The organism is Archangium lipolyticum, from assembly GCF_024623785.1.
GTDB lineage: Bacteria > Myxococcota > Myxococcia > Myxococcales > Myxococcaceae > Archangium > Archangium lipolyticum.
The window spans coordinates 22,016-38,692 of record NZ_JANKBZ010000002.1 but is presented as its reverse complement, the minus strand read 5'-3'; the positions used below and the strand labels follow the sequence as shown (position 1 = coordinate 38,692).

General features: G+C 68.2%; 18 protein-coding genes. 6 read left to right on the top strand and 12 right to left on the bottom strand.

Features of this window, described 5'->3' with window-relative positions; all coding sequences use genetic code 11:
• Positions 1–24: 24 nt before the first annotated feature.
• Both NR810_RS03815 and NR810_RS03810 read right to left on the bottom strand, forming a co-directional pair.
• Positions 25–1,425 carry an FAD-binding oxidoreductase gene (locus NR810_RS03815; RefSeq protein WP_257447903.1) on the bottom strand — a complete coding sequence of 467 codons (1,401 nt, stop codon included), beginning with the start codon at positions 1,423–1,425 and terminating at the stop codon, positions 25–27.
• Positions 1,426–1,501: 76 nt separating this feature from the next.
• Positions 1,502–2,416: an SRPBCC family protein gene (locus tag NR810_RS03810; protein ID WP_257447901.1), complete on the bottom strand. Its 915-nt coding sequence runs from the start codon at positions 2,414–2,416 to the stop codon at positions 1,502–1,504.
• A 204-nt stretch (positions 2,417–2,620) separates the two neighbouring features.
• On the opposite strand from NR810_RS03810, the gene NR810_RS03805 reads away from it, so the two are divergent.
• Entirely contained in the window at positions 2,621–3,313 is a 693-nt protein-coding gene (locus tag NR810_RS03805; RefSeq protein WP_257447899.1) for an autotransporter outer membrane beta-barrel domain-containing protein, read from the top strand.
• A gap of 11 nt (positions 3,314–3,324) precedes the next feature.
• Positions 3,325–3,891, top strand: a complete 567-nt coding sequence (locus tag NR810_RS03800) for a hypothetical protein (RefSeq protein WP_257447897.1) — start codon at positions 3,325–3,327, stop codon at positions 3,889–3,891.
• On the opposite strand, the gene NR810_RS03795 is transcribed toward NR810_RS03800, so the two are convergent.
• From NR810_RS03795 to NR810_RS03785, 3 genes are all read right to left on the bottom strand, one after another.
• The gene (locus NR810_RS03795; protein WP_257447895.1) at positions 3,881–4,477 is read right to left on the bottom strand and encodes a hypothetical protein; all 597 of its coding nucleotides are present in this window, start codon (positions 4,475–4,477) and stop codon (positions 3,881–3,883) included. The two genes, NR810_RS03800 and NR810_RS03795, sit on opposite strands and share 11 nt — an antisense overlap.
• Before the next feature lie 77 nt (positions 4,478–4,554).
• Entirely contained in the window at positions 4,555–6,156 is a 1,602-nt protein-coding gene (locus NR810_RS03790; RefSeq protein ID WP_257447893.1) for a hypothetical protein, read from the bottom strand.
• Between the two features lie 81 nt (positions 6,157–6,237).
• The gene (locus NR810_RS03785; RefSeq protein WP_257447891.1) at positions 6,238–6,879 is read right to left on the bottom strand and encodes a hypothetical protein; all 642 of its coding nucleotides are present in this window, start codon (positions 6,877–6,879) and stop codon (positions 6,238–6,240) included.
• 141 nt (positions 6,880–7,020) lie between these two features.
• Between NR810_RS03785 and NR810_RS03780 the strand changes: the two genes are divergently transcribed.
• Positions 7,021–7,572: a CBS domain-containing protein gene (locus tag NR810_RS03780; protein ID WP_257447889.1), complete on the top strand. Its 552-nt coding sequence runs from the start codon at positions 7,021–7,023 to the stop codon at positions 7,570–7,572.
• Positions 7,573–7,590: 18 nt separating this feature from the next.
• On the opposite strand, the gene NR810_RS03775 is transcribed toward NR810_RS03780, so the two are convergent.
• Positions 7,591–8,208: an RNA polymerase sigma factor gene (locus NR810_RS03775; protein ID WP_257447872.1), complete on the bottom strand. Its 618-nt coding sequence runs from the start codon at positions 8,206–8,208 to the stop codon at positions 7,591–7,593.
• Positions 8,209–8,542: 334 nt separating this feature from the next.
• Between NR810_RS03775 and NR810_RS03770 the strand changes: the two genes are divergently transcribed.
• Positions 8,543–9,592: a hypothetical protein gene (locus tag NR810_RS03770; protein WP_257447869.1), complete on the top strand. Its 1,050-nt coding sequence runs from the start codon at positions 8,543–8,545 to the stop codon at positions 9,590–9,592.
• A gap of 6 nt (positions 9,593–9,598) precedes the next feature.
• Here the strand turns inward: NR810_RS03770 and NR810_RS03765 are convergent, their stop codons facing one another.
• Genes NR810_RS03765 through NR810_RS03745 form a run of 5 tightly spaced genes read right to left on the bottom strand, consistent with a single transcriptional unit; the run spans position 9,599 to position 13,803 of the window.
• Positions 9,599–10,672 carry a 3-deoxy-7-phosphoheptulonate synthase gene (locus NR810_RS03765; protein WP_257447866.1) on the bottom strand — a complete coding sequence of 358 codons (1,074 nt, stop codon included), beginning with the start codon at positions 10,670–10,672 and terminating at the stop codon, positions 9,599–9,601.
• A gap of 56 nt (positions 10,673–10,728) precedes the next feature.
• Positions 10,729–11,049 (bottom strand): hypothetical protein, encoded by a 321-nt coding sequence (locus NR810_RS03760; RefSeq protein ID WP_257447863.1) that lies wholly within the window; start codon positions 11,047–11,049, stop codon positions 10,729–10,731.
• A complete protein-coding gene (locus NR810_RS03755; RefSeq protein ID WP_257447860.1) occupies positions 11,046–12,470 on the bottom strand; it encodes a radical SAM protein in 1,425 nt (474 codons plus the stop codon). Before NR810_RS03755 ends, NR810_RS03760 begins: the two co-directional genes overlap by 4 nt.
• A gap of 16 nt (positions 12,471–12,486) precedes the next feature.
• Entirely contained in the window at positions 12,487–13,281 is a 795-nt protein-coding gene (locus NR810_RS03750) for a prolipoprotein diacylglyceryl transferase (protein ID WP_257447856.1), read from the bottom strand.
• A gap of 24 nt (positions 13,282–13,305) precedes the next feature.
• Positions 13,306–13,803 (bottom strand): sterol desaturase family protein, encoded by a 498-nt coding sequence (locus tag NR810_RS03745; protein WP_257447853.1) that lies wholly within the window; start codon positions 13,801–13,803, stop codon positions 13,306–13,308.
• Between the two features lie 136 nt (positions 13,804–13,939).
• On the opposite strand from NR810_RS03745, the gene NR810_RS03740 reads away from it, so the two are divergent.
• Positions 13,940–14,647 carry a TetR/AcrR family transcriptional regulator gene (locus NR810_RS03740; protein WP_257447841.1) on the top strand — a complete coding sequence of 236 codons (708 nt, stop codon included), beginning with the start codon at positions 13,940–13,942 and terminating at the stop codon, positions 14,645–14,647.
• 11 nt (positions 14,648–14,658) lie between these two features.
• Positions 14,659–15,321, top strand: a complete 663-nt coding sequence (locus NR810_RS03735; RefSeq protein ID WP_257447838.1) for a lytic transglycosylase domain-containing protein — start codon at positions 14,659–14,661, stop codon at positions 15,319–15,321.
• Here NR810_RS03735 and NR810_RS03730 read toward each other — a convergent pair.
• Positions 15,309–16,598 carry a CotH kinase family protein gene (locus tag NR810_RS03730; protein ID WP_257447836.1) on the bottom strand — a complete coding sequence of 430 codons (1,290 nt, stop codon included), beginning with the start codon at positions 16,596–16,598 and terminating at the stop codon, positions 15,309–15,311. The genes NR810_RS03735 and NR810_RS03730 overlap by 13 nt on opposite strands.
• Positions 16,599–16,677 lie beyond the last annotated feature (79 nt).

The window sequence follows — 16,677 nt, the reverse complement described above, 5'->3', positions numbered from 1 at the left end:
GGGAGAGGGCTGGGGTGAGGGTCTTCAGACCTCGAGGATCTTCCCCGGGTTGAGGATGTTGTTCGGGTCCAGGGCGCGCTTGAGGGTGCGAAGCATCTCGAGCTCGGCGGGAGAGCGCGAGAAGGACAGATAGTCCTTCTTGAGCAGGCCGATGCCGTGCTCGGCGGAGATGCTGCCGCCGTGCTTGCGCACCAGCTCGAACATGGTGGGGTCGGCATGCTTCGTATGAGCGAGGAACTCGGCCTTCTCCATGCCCTCGGGCTTCATGATGTTGATGTGGAGGTTGCCATCCCCGATGTGCCCGAACAGGGCGATCTCCCAGCCGGGGTAGCGCGCGCTGAAGACCGCGTCCAGCTCGGAGCAGAAGGCCTCCAGGTTGGCCACCGGCAGGGACACGTCGTTCTTGTGTGGAAGCCCCGTGGCGGAGAGGCTCTCGCTGATACCCTCGCGCAGGGCCCACAGCTCGCTGGCCTGCGAGGGGCTCTGCGCCATGGTGCCGTCCGTCACCAGCCCCTTCTCGAAGAGCGAGCCCAACCAGCCCTCCACCTCGGAGGGATCCTTCCCCTCGGCCTCCATCAGCACGTAGCAGCCACTGGGGGCCTCGAAGGGCGAGCGCAGCTTGCGGTGGCGCTGAAGCCGGGCCAGGCACTTGTCGGTGAAGAACTCGTAGGCGCTCAGCAGCAGCGGGGCGCGGCGGGCTTCGCGGAACAGCCGCAGCACGGCGGCCACGTCCGGCACGGCGAAGAGGAACACGTCCTGCTTGCCCGGCAGTGGCGCCAGCTTGAGCGTGGCCTCGGTGATGATGCCCAGCGTGCCCTCGCTGCCGATGAAGAGCTGGCGCAGGTCCGTGCCGGTGTTGTTCTTCTCCAGCGCGCCGTTGAGCTCCAGCACCTGGCCCTTGGCCGTCACCACCTGCAGGCCCAGCACCCACTGGCGGGTGAGGCCGTAGCGGATGACCTTCACCCCACCCGCGTTGGTGGCGATGTTGCCGCCCACCTGGCTCGAGCCCTTGGAGGCGAAGTCCACCGGCCACGTGAGGCCATGCTCGGCGCAGTGGTGGTGCACGGCCTCGGTGATGGCGCCGGCCTGCACACGCACCGTGTTGCCGAGCAGGTCCACCGGGTCCATCCGGGTCATCCGCCGCAGGGACAGCACCAGCTCACCCTTCGCGGCCACCGCGCCACCGGCCAGGCCCGTGCGCCCACCGGAGGGCACCACCGCCACCCGGTGCTGGTCGCACAGGGCCAGCAGGCGCGCGACCTCGTCCGTGGTGCGAGGAAAGGCCACCGCCGAGGGGGCCGGTGAATAGACGCGCGTCCAATCGCGCCCGTACTCCTGGAGCTCGCCCGGCTCTCGGGTGAGGAAATCCGCGGGAAACCCATCCGCGATGGCGCGGAGGAATGCTTCGGGAAGCACGTTGGCCATACGGGGAGCACTAGTGCAGGGGCACGCCCGCCGCAAGCCGACAAGCGGGGAAAGGAGCGCTTTCACCCACCTCGTCTCATCCCGCCCGTTTCAGCTCGGCGGAGCCCGCGTCCACCGCCGGAGCCGGAGTCGAGGTGGGAGCCAGCACGGGCTCACCCGAGGAAGCCGGTTGCGAGGGAGCCGGCTCGACCGGGGGAGCCACCACTCCCGGGGAGGCGGGAGCCTGCTCACCGGAGGGAGGAGTCGTGGCCGACGGCGTGGGCGCCACCTCCCCCGGAGCGGCCGCCTGCGAGCCCTCGGGTGGGATCACCTGCGTCCCGTCCGTGGAACCCGTGGCCGGCGGAGTGCCCTCCACGAGCGGGGCCGGAGGCGGCTGCTCGGAAGCGGGCGGCTGCGCGGGCGCCGCGACCTGCTCCCCCGGGGAAGCGGAAGCCGGGACGGGCGGCGCCTCGATCGCGAGAGGCGGGCCCGACTCCAACTGCTTCTTCAGGTTGGCGAGACCCTCCTCGAGGTGAGCCCCGAGCCTCGACTTGATGAAGGGAACGGCGTAGTGCGCGAACGGGTTGCCGCCGATGTCGCCCTCGTCCACCCAGGTCACCCGGGTGCCGGACTCCACGGCGGCGAGGGAGATGCGGCCGTGCATCAGGTACCTGCCCTGCTCCACCGAGGTGTCATAGGCCACGCCCGTCTTGGGGTCCGCCTCGGTGAGGGAGAGGGTGCCGCGGCCCACGTCCTCGCCGCTCCAGCTGCGCACGGCACCGACGCCCACGGCCGTCCCACCGAACACCCACCGGATGCCCGGGTACGTCTTCACGTTCCACGAGGACCAGTCCTGCCAGCGCTGGACGTTGGCCACGGAGGCGTACACCGCCTCGGGCGGAGCGTTGATGGTCGTCGAGCGCTCGACGCGGAACTTCGACGGCAGCACGAGGCCAATGAGGAGGACGAGCCCCCCGAGGGCCGCGAAGGCGAGCAGGATCTTCTTGAGCATCGAGCAACTCCAGGGGCCGGATGCACCCGGGCGGTACACCGTAGCAGACCGCGCCGATCGGTCGAGCCCTCCCGGAGGGAGACCGCCTACTCCTGTCCATGTGCCTGCCTGCCCTGCCGGTAGGAGAACCGTGTCTTCGTGACTTCCTCGTGCCTTCATGACTTCTTCCCTGAACCTGGGGGTAGCCCCGGAGGGGACGGAGCGATGACCACATCAGTCAATCCCAGGAGCGCCCGGTCCGTGTGCGTGCTCGCCAGCATGCTCACCCTGGCGGTAGCGCCGTGCGCCCGGGCGCAGGTGCAGGAGGAGCCGGACGTGCCGGCCTCGGAGTCAGAGGGCAGCGTGACCACCCCGGTGACGCCCTCCGACCCCGACACACAGGAGCCCCCTCCCTGGAAGACGCGGTTCGGCGTGGTGGCGGAGGCAGGCGCTCCGGACGGAGTGGGGCTCTCGGCGCTCGTTCATCCGATGCGCCGGATGCGAGTCACCGCCGGGGCCGCGAGGAACCGCCTGGGCTTCGGGGTGCGAGGGGGCCTCACGTTCATCCCATTCGAGCTCTTCCTCTCGCCCAGGCTGGACATCGGCTACAGCCACTACTTCAAGGCGGACTACGGCGCGCTGCTGAACCAGCTCCATGGCCAGCCCACCCCGGTGGCCACGGGCATCCGCGAGCTGGACTACAACCTGGTCACCGGCAGCCTGGGCCTGGAGTACTCGCCCTCGCGCTACGTGACGCTCTTCGGCGCCGTGGGGTACAGCTACTGGTTCGCCTCGGTGCGCGACGTGGCCCTCTTCATCCGCGATGAGGCCAGCACCCCTGGCATCACCGCGAAGCCCCTCTCACTCAGCCTCACCAGCCCGGTGGCGAAGCTGGGCCTCCTCATCTACTTCAACTGACGGGGACCTCCATGCGTGCCCTTTCCCGAGTGCTCCTGCTGTCCGTCACCACGCTGCTCGCGCCAGGCTGCAAGAAGATCGCCGACACCTTCTTCGTGGTGGACGCGGAGAACGAGGAGATCTGCAAGACCGAGCAGGGAATCGGCTTCACCGCCGCCGCGCCGGGCTCGCAGACGCTGAGCCATACCTTCGTGTTCCCACTAGGGGAGATTGGCGCGGACCTCCCCGAGGGGCGGCTGGATACGGAGTTCCGGCTGCGCCTGTTCGACCTCGCCGCCACGGGGGGCGAGGTGGACCTGAACGGAATCGAGTACGCGAAGGTATCGCTGAGGCGAGAGGGCTCGACGGAGATCATCCGGACGCTGCTCGAATATCGCCGCTCGTCGCAGCCGGTCTCGCCCACGCGGCTGACGTTGCGCGGAGGGGAGGCGGCGAGCGTGCCGCAACTGGCGCGAGCCGACCGGCTGGAGCTGGTGTTCGAGGCCCAGGGAGAGCTGCCACAACAGGCGTGGACGGCGGACATGAAGGCCTGCGCCGGACTGTGGGCCCGGGTGCACTACTTCCACATCATCTTCTGACGGAAGCGGCCAGCACCTGGGAGACCCACTGCCGGGCATCCACGTTCTTCTCCATCAGGAAGTCGAAACGCCCGGCCCGGAGCATCTCCACCAATGGGAGGTCCTCGGCGAGGATTTCAGGCACGCCCCAGGGGAACGAGAGAGCAGCGGCTCCATATTCTTCGTAATCAGGGTCCGCGATGAGGACCTCGAGATAGCGGGCATAGGAGGAGAAGAAGCGGTCGATATTCGACGCGAGAGGCAATGCGTAGGGCTCTTCATAGACATTGGCTTTCACGACTGGCTGTAGCCCCTCGGAGCTCTTCAAACACGGAACAGTGGCGTAGTAATAGGCCAGCGCATGCTCCTTCGCGAATACGAGGAGCGACCGAACGGGTTCGGGCCAATCCCGGCGCCAATCTTCGTTCACCGAAACGAGATCGAATTTCTGGGGATCAACAAGCCGCAGCAACAAGACTCCCTCGTGCATGCGCAGATAGCCGACACGGGCATGAAGGGCCGCGAGCAGGGGATCGCAAGGCTGCCCAGCAATGAGGGTCTCACTGTCGAGAATGGCCTGGGTTGGAGGCTCTTCCTCCGCGAGCAATCCATGGAGCCTGCACACCCTCAGGAATCGCGCGAGTCCGGGCAGTGAAGAGTCGGGTCGCATCTCGTGTGTTCCTTTCACGGACTGGGGAAGAGACTCCTCACCTCTCGCTTGGCGGCATTCATGGCCATTTCCAGCTCCGAGGTAGAATCACCTCGCGCGTATGGCTTTTCATACCAACGAGCAAACTGCTCATCAATGATGGACGTCACTCTTTCCACATCAGCACGACTGACGTCGCTTCGATATTTCCGGAGCTCTGTCCAGACACTGCTGATTCGTTGATGAACCTCTTGACCCACTGCTTTGAGATTCGCGCCAGCATTGATGTCCTCCGCCGGAAAGAGGTGGGCATATTCCAGAGGGCAGCGGTGATGGATTTCATATGGGCCTCTGATATTCATCGCCTTCTCGAGCACGGGCTGTGACCTCTGGAAGTACCGTCGAGCAGCATCTCTGAGCGCGGACCTTTCGTGCTCGTTCAACGGTGTCCGGATGAGCCGCTCGATACGATTCATCAACGCGAGCAGTTCATCTCTCTCGGCTCGGGAAAGCGCCTCGCCACCCTCCATCTGCACCTTCATCCAGAGGCGCTCGAATGCATGTCTCTCGGCTCGGGGAAGCCGGACGAGCGTGGTGCGGAACCAGCCAGCGGCAGCCATGCCGCCTCGAGTCAGTGCGCGCATGACCATGGGTGCGACGGCCTCGAAGAGCAGACCCGTCCCGCGAGCCAGGACGCCGCCCACGAACCAGAGGGACATCTCCTCCAGCGAGTAGTGCGCCAACAGTTCCGCGCCCTCCCGCACGCCCTCGCGCCAGCGGCGCAGGATGTCCTCGTGCAATGCGCGGTACTCGGCGGCGAAATCCGGATCCACGTTGGATTCCGGGATCAAGTGAAGCGTGCGCGCCTCCGGCACCAGACCGTGCGCGAATGCCTCGCCTTCTCGGGTTTCGCCCCGTAGTTCCAACGCAACCGTGCGCCGGCCCACGCCGTGCGTGAAAGGCAGCAGCACTCGAGCAATCTTCTCCACGAACGCCTCGGAGAGCGCACGAGGTGAGCCGCCACCCGCCACCACCTGATAGCCGCGGTGTTCCCATCCGGTGATTCGATCATCTTCGAAAACCACCTCCATCCGCAGCGAGGCGGCTCCGCCAGAAGGCACTACCAACAGGCTCGCCAACTTGGAGGCAACCTCCGAGGCCTCGGCCAATGTCTCCGCCGGTACGCCACGGCGGTTGACGGGCTGCGTCTTGGCTTCTGGTGGCCGTGAGCCCTGGGCGGTGGCATCGGAATCCACCGCCCAACCGGACTCGCGCCTCATCAACGTCAGCACCACCTCTCCGGAGCGCCCGCGTACGTACTCGGTGAGGAGAGGCCGCAGTTGCCGGGCAAAGGAGTCCTCCGCCACCCGCCGGCCCTCTCGATGACCTGGTTCCTCCCGGTACCTCAGCAGCGTCAACGCCCCGTTCTGGGCCCAGAAGGTGAAGACCAACCGAGCCCCCACCTTCTTCTCTTCACCGGCTACGCTCCACAGGTGCCCGAGAGCCGTCTCGACTTCCGCCCGTCGTGCGTCCGCCTGAGCCTCGACCTCCATCCTGCCCAGGCCACCCCCGCTGCCCTCGGCTCCCGCCACTCGCGCGCTCGCGCATCCCGCCATCAGCAGGACAGCCAGCATCACCAGCAGCCCTCTCCAGACAAGGCTTCGGAGCATGATTCCCGTAGCGTAGCCCAGGGAGGGAACCTCCCTTCCTCCCCACCGTCAGAAACGAACGCGCATCAACCGCTCCGTCCACTCCCGCGCCCGGGCGTTCGCCTGCATCAGGAAGTCGAAGTGCCCGGCCCGGATCCTCTCCACCAGCGCCCGGTCCCGGGCGATGACCTCGGTGGCACTCCAGGGAAAGGCCCGGAGCAGAGGCTCACCCTCCTCTCCGTCCGCCGCCTCCAGGTAGCGCGCGTAGGTGTCGAAGAACTGGTCGATGCTCGAAGCAACGGGCACGGCATACAGCGCCTCGTAGACGTCGACCCACACCACCGGCTGGGGTTCCTTCCCGCTCGCCAGCCCTGGCACCGTGGCATAGACGTAGGCCAGCCGGTCATCCTTGGCGAACACGAGCAACGAGCCAAACGGCTCGGCCCAATCGCGCCGCCAGTACTCGTTCACCCGGTGCAGGTCGGGCCTCTGCTCGTGCCTCTCCGGGAACAGATACAGCTCGTCCCTCACCCACAGGTAGCCCACGCGCGCGTGCACCGCCGCCAGTTGTGAGTCCATCTGCAGACCCGCCACGTACGTCTCCACGGGGCTCCCGGGCGCGAGCGGTGGCTCCAGCTTCAGGGGATGGGCCCGCCTCTGACACACCTCCAACAGGTGCTCGAAGCCGGGTAGCGCGGTCACGGGCTGCATTGCTGGGTCTCCCTTGCATGTTCTACGCGGTCACCTCACTGTAGATGACCGGCGAAGTCATGTCACGAAGCACGCCCGTTCTCCTGGCTTGATGGCATCATCGGGGCCGACGCCCCACGTTCACCCTGGAGGTTTGTCCCCATGTCGCATGTCGTCGATGACTTCATGACCCGCGCCGTGCACACCATCGGCACGAAGAGTCCCCTGAGCGAGGCACACCGGCTCATGAACGACCACGCCATCCGCCACCTCCCCGTGTTGGAGGGAGGCAGGCTCGTGGGCGTGGTGTCCATGAGGGATCTGCACCTCATCGAGACGCTCAAGGGCGTGGACCCCAAGGAGGTCATCGTCGAGGAGGCCATGTCCCAGGATGCCTACACCGTGCCTCCTGGCACCTCGCTCTCCGAGGTGGCCCGCACCATGGCCGAGCACAAGTACGGCTCCGCCGTGGTGGCCCGCGGTGGCCGCGTGGAGGGCATCTTCACCACCATCGACGCGCTGAAGGCTCTGGACGCGCTCCTGTCCTCTTCCCGCAAGCCCGCCAGGAAGAGCACTCCGAGGAAGGCCAAGACCGGGAAGAGCACCCGGGCCACGACGAAGCGCCCGGCCGGAAAGCGCGCCACGAAGAGCCCCGCTCGCAAGGCCGCTCCCGCTCGCAAGGCCGCTCCCGCTCGCAAGCGTGGGGGACGTTAGGACGAGACCATCCCCGCACTACACCGGGAGCTGCGCCCGGCCCTCGCTCCAGCCCGTTCCACGAGAACCCATGCCGCCCTCCTCCACCTGCGGCGGCATCAGGAGATCGCGAAGCTTGCGCCGCGCGCGGATGAGCCGCGTGCCCACGGTGGCCTTCGGGATGCGCAGCTGCCGGGCGATCTCCTCGTAGGAGCGGCCCTCGAGCGAGTGGAGCCGGTACACCTCGCTGAACTCCACCGGAAGCCGCTCCAGCGCGGCGTGGATCTGCTCGAGCGAGAAGGCCGCCCAGGCTTGAAGAGGCTCGGCCTCGGGGGCCGCGAGGTGCTCCTGCATGTCCTCCACGGAGACATCGCTCCGCCGCTCACACGTCCGGCTGCGGCACCGGCTGATGAAGCAGTGGCGCAGGATGGTGAACAGCCAGGCCCGGCCATTCGTGCCCTCCTGGAAGCGGTCGAAGTGGCGCAGCGCGCGCTCGAAGGTGTCCTGCACCAGGTCGCGCGCATCGGCCGCGTTGCCGCACAGGCGCAGGGCAACGGCGTGCAGCGCGCGCTCGTGCTGTTGGACGAGGCCGTGGAACCCGAGGACCCCGGGAAGAACGGCCACGGTGGGCTGGGACGACACGCAGATGGAATTCATGGGACGAGGCTCCGGGCGACGCGCCCTCGAACCGAGGGCTGACCCACCTGCCCAGAGCAAGGGGCGCACCAGCACCGGAACCGCCAGCAACGGGGGGGTTTCGGGCAAGGATTGCCCGGTGGAGCCGGGGTGCTTCGGGCAAGCCCTGCCAGGGCGGGCAAGGATTGCCAGGACAGAAGCCAGTAGCCGGACAGGCCCACGGTAGTAACGCAGCCGCCGCGATTTCCTCCCGCGCGCCTCGAAAATTCTTGGGAAGTTGGAGTCCCCCCAGGAGGGTGGCGTCATATGGACTCGTGTACGCTCCCGTCTCCCGAAGCGGAGGACGGAAGGACGCATGCGATCGACAGGTCTGGTGGTGGTGTTGCTCTTGAGCGGCTGTCGGCAATCGGCCCCTGCCGGACCGGCGGCGGACGCTCCCACGCCGGAGGGCGTGCTCGAGCAACCCGCCGGCCCCGGCCCGGAGAACACCCCGGGTGCGGAGACCGCGCTCCCAGGCGCTCCCGGCGAGCCCCAGAAGCCCGCGGGGGAGGAGGTTCCTGATCAGACGTGGTCGGCGCGCTCCGCGAACGGGAACGCGGAGGTCCGGCAGACCGCGCTGCGAAACGGGAAGGAGCGCCGGTGCACCCTCGTCTCGACGGTCTCCCCGCTATCGGGTGAGAGGAGCGTGGTGTCGCATTGGGACACCTGCATCGCCCGGCGTGAGCAGCTCAAGTTCGTCTCCCCGGAGGGGACGCGGGTGGTGGTGATCGATCCGTTCCCGGCCCCCATCCAGGGCGACTGGAGGAACGTGGAGGTCGCCACGCTCTACGAGCACGGCTTGCGGGTGACGGGTACGACGGCCGGGGAGCTCGTCGGCGCGCTGGACGAGGCGCGGGAGCCCACCGCGCGCTTCGCCTGGGTGAAGGGCGAGGCGGGCCTGCCCGGCACGCCACCGCGCTACTCCTCCGATGGGAAGCTGGTCGAGCTCGAGGCGGTGGACGGACGCTCGGTCCGTCTGGGCTTCGAGGGCCAGGGCTTCCCGGAGCCGGCCGCGGGAGCGGGCACCGCCAGCGCACCGACCATGTACCAGTACGAGGACGGCAAGGGGACGCGCCACTTCGTGAGCTCGCTCAGCGAGGTTCCGACCCGGTACCAGTCCCGGGCGGTGGCGGTGAAGGCCGAGGTCGGCATCGTCCCCGCGAACACCCCCGTCGCGAGCGGGGAGCCGCGGCCTCCCGAGGCCGGGCCGGAGGGCACCGCCTCGGCCGGTACGGGCAAGGCCGAGGCGCCTCTGGACCTTCAGAACCCCTCCCCCACCGAGCTCATCAAGCGGGCCCGCGACGAGGCGAAGAAGCTCGAGGAAGCCCAACGCGACAAGGCCAGGCAGTTGGACACCCTGCGCTGAACGGACCTACTTCGCGCCGCGCTTCGACACCACCTCGCGCAGCACCTCGTGGGCGCGCAGCAACATCTCCTCGGTGGTGTCCCAACCCACGCAGGCATCGGTCACCGAGCAGCCGTAGCGCAACTGCGAGAGGTCGGCGGGGATGGGCTGATTGCCGGCCTCGATGAAGCTCTCGATCATCACACCCACCACCGAGCGGTTGCCCTCGCGGATCTGATGCACCACGTCGCGCATCACCAGCGGCTGGAGCTCCGGCTTCTTCCAGGAGTTGGAGTGCGAGCAGTCGACGACGACGTTGCACGGCAGCTTCGCCTTGGTGAGCGCCTGCTCGGCGAGGGAGATGGAGACCGTGTCGTAGTTGGGCCGCCCGCCTCCACCGCGCAGCACCAGATGCCCGTAGGTGTTGCCGCGGGTGCGGATGATCGCCGACGCGCCATCCTCGTTCAGACCCAGGAAGCTGTGCGGGCGCGAAGCGGAGAGGATGCCGTTGACGGCCGCCTCCAGTGAGCCATCCGTGCTGTTCTTGAACCCCACCGGCGTGGAGAGCCCCGAGGCCATCTCGCGGTGGGTCTGGGACTCGGCCGTGCGGGCGCCGATGGCCGTCCAGGAGACCAGGTCGCCGTAGTACTGGGGGGCGATGGGGTCGAGCGCCTCGGTGGCGGCCGGGAGACCGGCCTCGGCCACGTCCAGCAGGAAGCGGCGGCCCCGCTCCATGCCCTCCTCGATGTGGAAGGAGTCATCCATCCGAGGGTCGTTGATGAAGCCCTTCCAGCCGGTGGAGGTGCGAGGCTTCTCGAAATACACCCGCATCACCACGTGGAACGTGTCCCGCACGGTGTCGGCGAGCTTGCGCAGCCGGCGCGCGTAGTCGAGGCCGGCGGCGGGATCATGGATGGAGCACGGGCCCACGATGACGAAGAACCGGGGATCCTTGCGGTCCAGGATGTCCATCAGTGCGCGCCGGCCGGAGAGCACGGTGTCGGCCGCACGTGCGGTCAGCGGCACCCTCGCCTTGATCTCCGAGGGAGAGGGCATGTGATCGAAGCCGACGACATTCAGGTTTTCAGTGCGAGCAGTCATGGCGGCAGGCTCAATCATAGCAAGGAGCGATCCGGGACTCCCGCCCGCTCCCTCGCTCACCTCATGTTGCTGGAAGCGAGCATGCCGCCGCAGATGACCAGGGGGAGCAGCAGGGACAGCCCCACGAAGAGCGCCAGCCCGATACCGCTGCCCTCCGACCGCTCGGGTGGCGTCCTCTTCCTCATCATCACGTACGCGATGATGGGCACGGCGAAGTAGGAGAGCGGCCCCAACCAGAACACGAGGTTGTTTCGGGCGGCGGAAGCCACCGCGATCACCAGGCCAGCGCTCACCACCCCGAGGAGGAAGAAGAGGAACATGCCGAGAATCGCCCGCAGCAGCACGTCGCCAGGGCTGGGCTCGCGAACCGGGCTCATACCCACCCCGCCGCGCCGAGGGCCTCGCGAAGGGGCGCCAGCCGCGTGCGCTCCAGGTCATCCCGGTAGAAGAGGTTGTAGGTGTCGAAGGGGATGATGCGCCCATCCGGGTGAGCGATGTGCACGCAGCTCTTCTTCACACTGCGCAGGTCGAAGGCCTGGGCATCGATGAATTGCATGATGAGCACCCTGAAGACGTTGCGGTACGTCAGCCCCCCGGGCACCTGGACCTGGGGCAGGCAGCACAGCAGGTCCGACAGGCTCCGCGAGGAGGACTGGGGGGAGTGGTTGGTGGAGAAGAGCTGGAAGAGGCGCTGCTGGAGCTGGGTGTCCTTCTCGTAGACGATGGTGTTGCGCGCCCCCTCCACGAGCAGCTCCGGTGGCACGTACCGGGTGAGCGGAACCACCTGGCCTTCCTGCTTGAGCGCGTAGCCCATGCACAGGCTGTCCGGATGGCAGGGCACCGGGATGAGGTCCTCCGGAGCGAACAGGGACGTCTGCTCGAGGATGCGCCGCCGCACCTCCGTCAGCGTCAGCCTGTCCCTGGCCGGGTCATAACCCTCCAGCCGCCCCGCCTCCTGGATGGGCTGGAAGGTGACGCCGCGCACGCAGGGCTGCTGGGCCGCGAAGTCCACGATGCGGCCCACCTCTCCGTCGTTGAGCCCCTTCTTCAGCGTCACCACCAGCGTGGTGCTCACATCCAACGCGTTGAGGCGCTCGAGCGCCTGCTGCCGCACCGAGCGCAGATCCGCCCCTCGCAGGGACATCAGCGGCTCGCGCTCGAAGGAGTCGAACTGCAGGTACACCTCCAGCCCCTTGCGGTAGGACGCCAGGCGCTCGGCGAAGGCCTCGTCCTTCGCGATGCGGATGCCGTTGGTGTTCACCATCAGGTGGCGGATGGGCCGCTGACGGGCCTCCTCGAGGATGCGGAAGAAGTCCGGGTGCAGCGTGGGCTCACCGCCACTGAGCTGCACCACGTCCGGCTCGCCCTCGTTGGCCACCACCGCGTCCAACATGCGCACCACCTGCTCGAAGCTCCGGTGGGTGAGCCGCTCCGGACCGCTGGAGGCGTAGCAGATGGGGCAGCGCAGGTTGCATTGGTCGGTCAGCTCCACCAGCGTCAGACAGCTGTGCTGCTCATGGTCCGGGCAGATGCCACAGTCGTACGGGCACCCCCAGCGGATGGGCGTGTTGTAGCGCTGCGGCTGCTCGGGAGGCTTGATGAAGATCTCCCGGGCGCGCTTGTAGTAGTCCACGTCGTCCGCCAGCAGCACCCGCTCGAAGCCGTGACGCGGGCAGCGCTTCTGCAGCAGCACCTTCCCGTCCGCGAAGAGGATCTTCCCCTCCACGCGCTGGTAGCAGGTGGAGCAGATGGAGATGGCCGTGTCGTAGAAGAGGTAGGGGCGGACGCGATGGCTCATGGGCGGGCCCGCCAGCCTACAGGAGCACGCTCGTGGCACAAACGAGGAGCACCACCACCGCGCCCGGTTGGACCCGCCGGAGCCACAGCCGGGGGAAGTCCCGCGCGTAGTAGAGCAGGCCCGCCACACAGGCCCATTGAATGGCACTCATGCCCAGCCAGAGGCGGGGGTCCGGCTTGAGGAAGTCCACTCCGAGGCGGAAGGCCAGGTCCAGCACCATGAAGCGGCGGAAGAGGTCTCCCTCCCGGGCCTCACGCTGGCGCAGCGCCAGGCTCATCGCCGCCACCAACACCATGAAGGCGGCCTCGTAGAGCTGGGTGGGGTGGCGGCTCAGGCCATCTCCGAAGTCCACGCCCCAGGGCAGCGAGGTGGGCAGCCCATAGGTGTGGTCCTCCAGCCCGGTGAAGAAGCAGCCCAGGCGCCCCAGGAAGATGCCCAGACACAGCGGCAGCACGAAGAGGTCCCCCGTGCTTCGCGTCTCGCCCAGCATCCGCTTGGCGATCTCGACCCCCAACAGCCCTCCCAGCAACCCCCCCACGAGCGACTTGCCCGTGAGCAGCTGCAGGCTCGTCACCTGGCCCGCGGCCCACAGGGGCAGCTCGTCCAACACATGCACCAGGCGGGACCCGAGGCCCGCCCCCAGGGCCGCTCCCGCCACCACGCCCAGCCGCGTCGCGGGCTGCAGCGGGTCCGCCCACCGCCGCTTCAGCCAGAAGAAGAGCCGGGCCGCGAGGAAGTACGCCAGCGCTTCGAAGACGAGGTGGGGGTGCAACCGCCAGGGGCCGAGGGGGATGAAGACGGGAAAGGTCATGGGCGCCAGAGCGCCCAGCCTAGCTCAGGCGGCGGGAACCCGGGCTTCGGCCATCGCGGGTGCTCCCAGGTACTTCCTGCGCGTGCCCAGCACGTAGTCGAAGAGCGGGAACGTCACGCACCAGTTCGCGTTCTGGTCCCTCCCCATGTGGTGGTCGTAGTGCCACGGCAGGTGCTCGCGTGCCCACTCCGGGTCCAGATGCGCCCGCCGGTGCACGATGTAGTACAGCACTGTCGAGGCCCACACCGAGGCCACGAAGCCCGGAGCCCACTTCAAGAACGGCAGGTGCCCCAGCACGACGGCCGCCAGCCCCAGCACCTCCTTGCTCTGCGGAGCCCATTTCCACATCGGCCCCCTGTACTGCTCGTCCACCATCTCGTGGCGGCGCGAGCGCTGGTGATGCTCGTACCAGTGGAAGCTCCAGAAGCTCCCGCGCTTCTTGCCCAGCCCGTGCAGCACGTACCGGTGCAGCAGCCACTCCCCGAAATTGGAGTACACCAGGCCCAGTGGAATGCCGATCATCTCGCACCTCCTCCTGGAACACCCCCCACTCGGGTGCCCCGCATGAAATGATGACCACCTGGTCACCAAGAAGAATGACCATCTGGTCACCAAGAAGAATGACTACCTGGTCACCTTTTGTGAGGGGAGCGAGGCCATGGCCACCCGAAAGCCCTCGGAGCATCCGGTCCCCCCGGGAGGAGTCCGGGAGGCCAGACGCCGCGAGCGGGTGAAGGTGCTCTGCGACGCGGCCCTCGAGCTCTTCCTGGCGCGCGGTCTGGACGGCGTCACCATCGACGACATCACCCAGGCGGCCGGCGTGGCCAAGGGCACCTTCTACCGGTACTTCGAGGACAAGGCGGCGCTGGTGGATTTCCTCCTGGAGCCGGTGCGCCGCGAGCTGCTCCAGGGGCTGGTGGCCTGCGGCGAGGCGTTGGAGACGGCGCGTGACGTGGAGGCCATGTTCGAGGCCTACCGCGCGGTGGCCGCCATCATCGCCGGCGCCATCGTCCAGCACCCGGGCGTGGTGCGGCTCTACCTCCAGGAGTGCCGCGGGCCGGCGGTGGGCGCCCGGGTGAAGCTCGTCGAGGTGGCGCGCCTCATCTCCCATCACGCGGTGGACATCACCCGCAAGGCCCACACCCACGGGCTGCTGCGCCCCATCCGCCCCGCCGTCAGCGGCCTGGCCGTGGTGGGCGCGGTGGAGCGCCTGCTGCTCGCCGTCCTCAGTGAGGAAGAGGACGTCGGCAACCCCCTGGAGCTGCCCGACGCGCTCACCACCCTCGTGTTGGATGGACTGCGCCTGCCCCGCCAGGGCTCGCCGTCCGGCCGCCGGAAGTTGGACGGGAAGCCCGGCCGCCCGTAAGGAAGGAGGTGGTGCGGCGGAAACGGGCCAGCGGGGTTCCTTGGGTGAAGGTGGGGCTGTGGGCCCTCGCCCCTCTCGTGCTGCTCAATCTCGCGGTGGCCTTCTTCGGCGATACCCGCGTGTCTCCCCTCTCCCTCTCCTTCCTACGGGAGAAGGCACACGCCCTGGCCGCCTACGCGCGCCACCGTCCCTCCTGCCTCCTCGAGGGCCATCCGGAGCTCGAGCCCCTCATCCGTGACGCCGAGCGCCGCAACCGCCTGCCGCCCGGCCTGCTGCGGGCGCTCGTGGAGGTGGAGTCCGCCACCCGGCCCCACCGCATCTCCCCCGCGGGCGCCATGGGCCCCGGCCAGCTCATGCCCGCCACCGCGAGCCAGCTCCGGGTGGAGGACCCCTTCGAGCCGGCGCCCGCCCTGGACGGCAGCGCGCGCTACCTCGCCGAGCAACTCGCGCGTTACAGGGGCGACGTGAGGCTCGCGGTGGCCGCCTACAACGCCGGGCCCGGCAACGTGGCCGGCCGCGTGCCTCGCAACGGGGAGACGGAGTTCTACGTGGAGAAGGTGCTCACCGCCTACGAGCGCTTCCGGCCCCGCCCTCCTCCACGGCCCACGACGCGGCCCGCCCCCGCCGCGAAGCGCCAGGCCCGCCCCGCCGTGTCCCGCGCTCAGGGGAGCTGACGCTCCAGCGCCCCCCAGTGCGTCCGTACCCACCACCGGAGGTACTCCACCTCCTCGTCGAAGGTGGTGAAGTCCGTGCGGGTCTTCCACCGCTTGAAGCCCAGGTACTCCTCCCTCCACCGGGCCTCGTCACGACGGGCCGCGGAAGCCACCTCCCGCTCGAACTGGTCGATGAGCCCGAGCACCACCTCCGCGCGCAGCTCTCCCTGGAGCAGCGCCCGGTAGCGCTCGCGCATGGGCGTCGCGATGGAGGGATCCGCCAGCATCCGGGTGAAGAGGTGGTTCTTGGCCGTGAAACGGGGAGGATCCTCCGGCGCGTTGCGCCGCGTGTCCCAGTCCTGGCCGAAGCTGGCATCGAGATCCCACGGGATGTAACGCCACCGGCCTCCGGGACCTCGCTCCCGGTAGTGATAGGCATTCTTCGACACGGAGTCGCTGGCGAAGACGAGCGTGGAGAAGATCCACCAATCCTCGTACTCGCGTGTGTTCATCCACGCGTGGCGCTCCTCCCGGAAACGCGCCTGGCTCGAATCGATCACGAAGGCCGTGAACGCACGGATGCTGTCGTAGGCCTCGGGGCCGGACTCGGGGAGGCCGGCCTTCTTCTCGAAGCCCTGCCGCAGGTCGAGCTTGGGATGGCCGTCGACGTCCAGCGGGGAGAAGTTGGCGTCATCGCCCCAGCCCTTGAACAGGTCCCCCTCCCTGTCCAATCCCTGTGCCGCCAGCAGGTGCTTGTCGAGGTGATCGGCCACCGTGTACAGGCCCTGGTAGCTCCCATTCAGGTAGACGACGGCGCTGTAGGTCTTCACCTGGATGTGCTCCGGTGACATCCGGTTCCACAAGGCGAAGGCGAGCCGGTGCCGCATGTATGAGTTGTCATTGAAGGGGCTGATGAGCACCACCTTGCGCCGGCCGGTGAAGCCACCCGCGAGGAGGGGCTCGTCGAAGGGAGCATCCTTCGGGAAATCGAGGGTGAAGCTGCGCTTGGGGAAGAAGCGGGAGGTGTTCCCGCGAAACCTCACCCACAGCCGCTGGCAGTGCCCGCGGTAGACGAGCCGCGCCACGAAGTAGCCGTCCGCATCCGGAAGGGACTGCGAGATGAACAGGTTGAACACCGGCAACCCATCCTCTTCGACCCGGCTCGTCCCGGTGGATTCCGCCGCGGCGGGCTCCCGGCACTCCGCGGGCAGAGGTCCGGTCCATGCGTCCGTGGAGGTGCAGGACAGCAGCACCCCACCCGCCGCCAGACACAACAAGCCCCGTGCGCCCCGTGACATGCGACCTCCGCCAGGAGCGCACGCTAGGGAGTGGGGAGACACGCCACAGGCTGCCCTCCAGGGCATTGTCTCGGGACGA